General features: G+C 70.5%; 6 protein-coding genes. All 6 read left to right on the forward strand.

What is annotated here, in order from left to right:
* The first annotated feature begins 310 nt into the window (after nucleotides 1–310).
* Complete coding sequence (gene cpaB, locus VHK87_RS15580) at nucleotides 311–1,180, forward strand: Flp pilus assembly protein CpaB (RefSeq protein WP_329635808.1); 870 nt, start codon at nucleotides 311–313, stop codon at nucleotides 1,178–1,180.
* Between the two features lie 20 nt (nucleotides 1,181–1,200).
* On the forward strand, nucleotides 1,201–2,535 hold the full coding sequence (locus VHK87_RS15585; protein WP_329635809.1) for a type II and III secretion system protein family protein: 1,335 nt from the start codon (nucleotides 1,201–1,203) through the stop codon (nucleotides 2,533–2,535).
* A 9-nt stretch (nucleotides 2,536–2,544) separates the two neighbouring features.
* Nucleotides 2,545–4,035 carry a Tad domain-containing protein gene (locus VHK87_RS15590; RefSeq protein ID WP_329635810.1) on the forward strand — a complete coding sequence of 497 codons (1,491 nt, stop codon included), beginning with the start codon at nucleotides 2,545–2,547 and terminating at the stop codon, nucleotides 4,033–4,035.
* Complete coding sequence (locus tag VHK87_RS15595; RefSeq protein WP_329635811.1) at nucleotides 4,032–4,490, forward strand: TadE/TadG family type IV pilus assembly protein; 459 nt, start codon at nucleotides 4,032–4,034, stop codon at nucleotides 4,488–4,490. The genes VHK87_RS15590 and VHK87_RS15595 overlap by 4 nt, the downstream gene beginning before the upstream one ends.
* Entirely contained in the window at nucleotides 4,487–5,098 is a 612-nt protein-coding gene (locus VHK87_RS15600) for a TadE/TadG family type IV pilus assembly protein (RefSeq protein WP_329635812.1), read from the forward strand. Before VHK87_RS15595 ends, VHK87_RS15600 begins: the two co-directional genes overlap by 4 nt.
* The coding region (locus VHK87_RS15605) for a hypothetical protein (RefSeq protein ID WP_329635813.1) at nucleotides 5,095–5,747 on the forward strand (653 nt) is incomplete at its 3' end. The genes VHK87_RS15600 and VHK87_RS15605, both read left to right, overlap by 4 nt.

The raw sequence follows: 5,747 nt of genomic DNA on the forward strand, positions 1-5,747 counted from the left end.
GCTTGTTGGCCGAAACAGATAGCCCGGCCCCGCGCCGGATCAAGCCCCCAGAACTTCGGCGCACCGTGCGGCCGCCGCCCCACCGAGAGCGCCTGCAGGGGGCATTCAGGTTAAGGGCGGGCGTAAACAGATGCGTCGCGAATGGGGCGAATAGTTGTCCGCCGTCTATATCCCGTATAGACCGGAGACAACAGAACAATGGTGGAAAAGCGGCTAAACATTAACCGACTTTCACCACGTTGATTTCTCATATCGCAAGACCGGACCTCCTAGCGTCGAGCTCTCGAACTGGGGGCGATCCGAGTAGGTCATGCGACTTGTCACCATCGTTAGCTTGGGCGCTTCGGCGGCCCTTGGGCTCGCGGCGCTCTTCGTCGCCAAGGTGGTGCTTCCTCAGGAGGAGGCGACCGCCGGCGTCGTGCGCCCGATCCGGACCGTGCCGGTGGTGGTCGCGGCCAAGCCGATCCCGTACGGGGTGAAGCTCGGCCCCGAGCACCTGGCGCTGGCGCAGTATCCGCCGGAAAGCGCGCCGGCCGGCGCCTTCACCTCCATCGAACAGATCCTCTCGCAGGACGAGGGCGGCCCGCCGGTGGTGCTGATGCCCATCGGCGCCAAGGAGGCGGTGCTGCCGGCCAAGCTCAGCGGCGCCGGCGCCCGTCCCTCCGTGGCCGCGGTGATCGCTGACGGCATGCGCGCCTACACCATCCGTGTGACCGACGTCTCCGGCGTGGGCGGCCTCGCCCTGCCCGGAGACCGGGTGGACGTGCTGCTGATGCGCGACCTCTCCGGCGACTCCAACAACCGCTACCTGGTGACCGAGGTCGTGCTGCAGAACGTGCGCATGCTCGGCGTCGACCTGAACGCCGACCAGACCTCCACCGAGACCACCTCGCCCAAGACCGCGACCCTCGAGGTCAGCATGGAGGACGCCCAGAAGCTGGCGATGGCCGGCGACCTGGGCAGCCTGTCGCTGGCCCTGCGCCGCTCCGGTGCGGCCGAGATCGAGCCGACGGCTCCGGTCGAAACCTATGACGTCGTCTCCATCGGCCCGGCGCCCGCACCGGCGCCGCCGCGGGCGGCCAGCGGCGGCGCCCGCGCGCCGGCCAAGGCCGCCGCCCCGCAGCGCAGCTCGCCGATCCTGATCATCGAAGGCGACAAGCCCGCGCCCGAAGGCGCGTAAGGCCAGCAGGAAGAAATCCCATGTCGCGTATCCTCAGCCTCACCGTCGCCGCCGCCCTGGCGTTCACCTCGAGCGCGCCGCCGGCCCTGGCCGACGCCTTCCCCGCCGAGTCCGCCCGCAGCCGGGTGATCAACGTGCCGGTGGACAAGTCGCTGTCGTTCCGCCTCGACGCGCCGGCCTCGAAGATCGTCGTGGCCCAGCCCGAGACGGCCCAGATCGTCGCCACCACGGACCAGAACTTCTACGTCCGCGGTAAGAAGCTCGGGGCCACCAACCTGCTGATCTACAACCGTCGGGGTTCGCTGATGGAAGTCGTCGACGTGCGCGTCGGCTACGACTCCGAGGCCCTGGAGCAGGATCTGGCCGCCGCACTGCCCGGCGAGAAGGTGGTCGTGCGCAACCTCGGCAACGGCCTGTTGCTCACCGGCCAGGTGTCCAACACCTCCGCCGCGGTGAAGGCCAAGGCCCTGGCCGAGAAGGTCGCGCCGGAATCGGTGACGTCGGCGCTGACCGTGGACGCCTCCCAGCAGGTGATCCTCGAGGTCCGGATCCTGGAAGCCAGCCGCACGGCGCTGAACGAGCTCGGCTTCGATTTGGCGGCGGCCAACAACTCGACCTTCGGCTTCCTGTCGGGCGGCGCTGTCGTCGGCCGGCCGATAAACCTCGGCACCCCCGCGGGCATCCTGCGGCTGTCCAGCACGGTGGGGACCGCCGCCTTCGACGTGACCATCAATGCGCTGGAGGAGAAAGGCGTCGTCCGCACCCTGGCGCGGCCGAACCTCGCGGCCCTGTCGGGCGAAAAGGCCAGCTTCCTCGCCGGCGGCGAATTCCCCTTCCCCGTCCCCAGCGGCGAGGACCAGGTGACGATCGAATTCCGCCCGTTCGGCGTGACCCTCGATTTCGAGCCGATCGTGCAGGACAACGGCCTGGTCAAGCTCAGGGTGGCCCCGGAAGTCAGCGCGCTCGATCCGCGCAACTCCCTACGCACCAACGGTTTCGACGTGCCCAGCCTATCGGTCCGCCGGGCCTCCACCACAGTGGAGCTGCGCAGCGGCGAGAGCTTCGCCATCGCCGGCCTGTTCCAGCAGGACTACCTGAACTCGATGCGGGAGATCCCGGGCCTCGGCGATGTGCCGGTGCTGGGCGCCCTGTTCCGCTCCACCCGCTGGCGGCGCAACGAGACCGAGCTGGTGATCATCGTCACCCCGCGCCTGGCCACCGCCGCCGACCTTGGTCCGCAGCAGCCCAACCCCCTCGGGGCCTTCGACGAGCCGAGCGCCATTGACCTGATCCTGATGGGCGCGACGGCCAAGAACGCGCCCCAGCTGGGCGCCGTCGGCCAGACCGAGCGCTGAGCCGTGCCCATGGGCATCGCCAAGAGTCTCCTGCGGCTCCTGCGCGACGAGCGCGGCGGCCTGGCGCTTTGGGCGGGGCTGACGGCCCCGGTCCTGGTGGGCTTCGGCGCGCTCTCGGTGGACGTGGCGCGGATGTACAACCTCGACGCCGACCTGCAGACCGCGGCCGACTCCCTGGCCCGCGCCGGCGCCATCGAGCTCGACCGCCGCTCGGACTCCATCACCCGCTCGACCGCGGCCATCAACAACCTGGTGATCAACGAGCAGCAGCTCGGGGACGCGGGCGGCGGGCAGGTGCAGATCGCCAGCCTGCGATTCCTCAAGGCCCTTCCGATCAGCGACGACACGCCGATCACCGCCGGCTACGTCACCACCGACCCGAAGGAGGCCCGCTACGTCGAGGTCAACGTGGCGCCGACGGCGATCACCACGGTCTTCCCGCCCAATCTGGTGCGCGGGCTGGTCCGCTCGCAGCTGACCGCCCAAGCGGTGGGCGGGCGCAAGTCGGGCATGTGCGGGGCCGCCCCGCTGTTCATCTGCAATCCCTACGAGGGCAGCGGCCAGTCGCTGCAGGTCGCGCTGGAGGACCGGGCGGTGCGCGGGCGGCTGGTGCAGCTGCGCGGCAAGGGCGGCGGTTCGGCCTATGGCCCCGGCAACTTCGGCTTCCTCGAGCCGCCGGGCGGCCGCGGAGCCAACGAGCTGCGCGACATGATGGGCCAGGTCAGCCCGGACACCTGCTACGACGCCGAGGGGGTCATCCTTCGGAGCGGCCAGATCTCCTCGGTGTCGCAGGGGCTGAACACCCGCTTCGACATGTACGACGGCAGCTTCGGCGGCAAGAAGGACGACCCGGCCTACGCGCCGGCCCGCAACGTCACCAAGGGCTACACTTACACCGGAAACAACGCCTGCAACGCCAGCCCGGAGGCCGACACCAGCAAGGCGCTGGGCCTGCCGCGCGACGCCTGCTTCTCCTCGGGCAATTGCCCGAACATGGGCGGGCGGATGGGCGACGGGAACTGGGACGTGGTCAGCTACATGCGGGTGAACCACCGCAGGCCGGCGACAGCGACCATCAGCGGGATCACCTACACCTTCAACTACGCGGCGGGCACCGTCAGCCCCCTGCCCCGGCCGACCCGCTACGAGGTCTACCGCTGGGAGATCGACAACAACCGCATCCCTGGCGAGTACAACCCCACCGGCTCGGGGCCGAATACCCAGGAGAAGGGCGGCCCGCGTTGCTTCAGCGGGACCATTCCCGCCGGCCCCGACCGGCGGATCATCCCCGTGGCGGTGCTGAACTGCCAGGCGCTGGAGGCGCAGTACGGCCTCAACGGCAATTCGAACCCGCCGCTGCCGGCCATCGGCTTCGCCAAGGTGTTCCTGACGGAGCCCATGGGCAGCGGCTCGGACGACATCATCTGGGGCGAGCTAGTCGGCATGCTCCAGAAGGGCGTGGATCCCTGGTCCACCGACCAGGTCGAGGTGCGCCGGTGAGGCGGCCGATCCGGCGCATGATCGGCGACCAGCGCGGGGTCGCGGCCATCGAGGCGGCGCTGCTCGCGCCGATCTTCCTGGCGCTCGGCTTCGGCTGCGCCGACATCGGCGGGATGCTGCTCGAGCGGCACCGGATCAAGGTCGGGCTGGCGCTCGGCGCCCGGATGCTGGCCCGCGCACCCGTGCCCTCGGCGATGGAATCCACCGCCAAGAACATCGCCGTCACCGGCCGCCCGTCCGGCGGGACCTCGCGCGTGCAGGGTTGGACCGCCAACGACCTGGTGGTCAGCTACCGGTTCGTCTCCAACAGCACGGGGACCTATGCCGGCCCTGCGAGCATCCGCATCGTGCGCCTGGAGACCACCAAGGACTACGAGGGCCTGGGCCTCCTGAACCTGGTGGGCGTCGGCTCGGCCAGCATCCACGAATGGCACGAAGAGCGGTGGACCGGATGACGCGCCGCCCGCTCCGGGCCCTGGCCGGCGACACCCGCGGCGCGACCGCGGTGGAGTTCAGCCTGGTCGGCGGCATCATGATCCTGGGCGCCCTGGCGCTGATCGACTTCGGCCACATCCTGTTCGGCTGGAACCAGCAGGCGCAGGCGGTCCGGCTCGGCGCGCGGCTGGCGGCCACGCACAACCCGGTGGCCCCGGAACTGTCCACCATGACGGGCCTGGAGACCGGGGTGGAGATCGGCGACCCGGTCGGCGCCTACGAGCGGGCCTGCACCTTCGCCAGTTGCTCGGGCGGCGGTCATTCGACCGCGGCCTTTAACCGTATCTTCTATGGCTCTGACGCCCAATGCGGCGAGGCGGTCAGCGAGGCCGCCATGGGCATGTGCGATACGATGACCAGTCTTCAACCGGGGCAGCTGACCGTCACCTACCGGAACTCCGGGACCGACATCGCCGGCACGGCCGGCGCCCTGCGCCCGCTGATCACCGTGCGCCTGTCCGGCGTCGCGTCGCGGGCGGTGTTCGTCAACACCCTCTGGCCGGCCCTGAGCGCGCTGCCCGCCACCGAAGTCACCGTTCTGGCCGAAGATATGAGGACCTCATCATGAGCATGCCGAGCTTGACCGGCCGACGTATCCTGGCCGTGGGCGCAGGCCTGGCCCCGATGGCCGAGGGGCCGCTCTACGGCGCCGTGTTCGAGACCGCCGGCGTCGAGCGGCTGAGGACTTTCGGGCCGGAGGTCGCCGACCTGGTGCTGATCGACGCCGACTCTTTCGAGCCGGAAGTCCTCGTCCCGGCGCTCGACGCCCTGGCCGCCATGCCCGCGCCGCCGCCGACGCTGCTGATCGGGGCACGCCTCTCTGCGGGCCTGGTCCGCGCCCTGCTGAAACTCGAAAGGTCCGACGTGCTCGAAGCCCCCTTCTCGCCCGAGCAGCTGACCCGGGCCGTCGCCAGTCTGCTGACCGCCCCGGCGTCCGCCCTTGGCGCGTCCGCCCCCTCGTCCAGCTCGCGCTGCTGGGCCATCACCGGCGCCGTCGGCGGCTCCGGCGCGACAACCGTGGCCATCGAGGTCGCCTACGCCCTCTCGCAGCGCAGCCGCAAGGAGCGGAGCGTCTGCCTGGTGGACCTCAACCTCGCCGACGGCGCGGCCGCGGCCTACCTCGGCGCGACGCCGGCCCTGCGGCTGGCCGAGTTCGGGGCCCACGCCGACCGGATCGAGGCCTCAATGCTGCCAGCCTTCGCCGTGCCGGTGACCAA

Source organism: Phenylobacterium sp. (assembly GCF_036263695.1).
Taxonomy (GTDB): domain Bacteria; phylum Pseudomonadota; class Alphaproteobacteria; order Caulobacterales; family Caulobacteraceae; genus Phenylobacterium.

Bases quoted from the DNA above. Each gene is read 5' to 3' on its own strand.
- VHK87_RS15590 (WP_329635810.1), top strand. From the start codon at position 2,545: ATGGGCATCGCCAAGAGTCTCCTGCGGCTCCTGCGCGACGAGCGCGGC.
- cpaB (WP_329635808.1), top strand. From the start codon at position 311: ATGCGACTTGTCACCATCGTTAGCTTGGGCGCTTCGGCGGCCCTTGGG.
- VHK87_RS15585 (WP_329635809.1), top strand. From the start codon at position 1,201: ATGTCGCGTATCCTCAGCCTCACCGTCGCCGCCGCCCTGGCGTTCACC.
- VHK87_RS15600 (WP_329635812.1), top strand. From the start codon at position 4,487: ATGACGCGCCGCCCGCTCCGGGCCCTGGCCGGCGACACCCGCGGCGCG.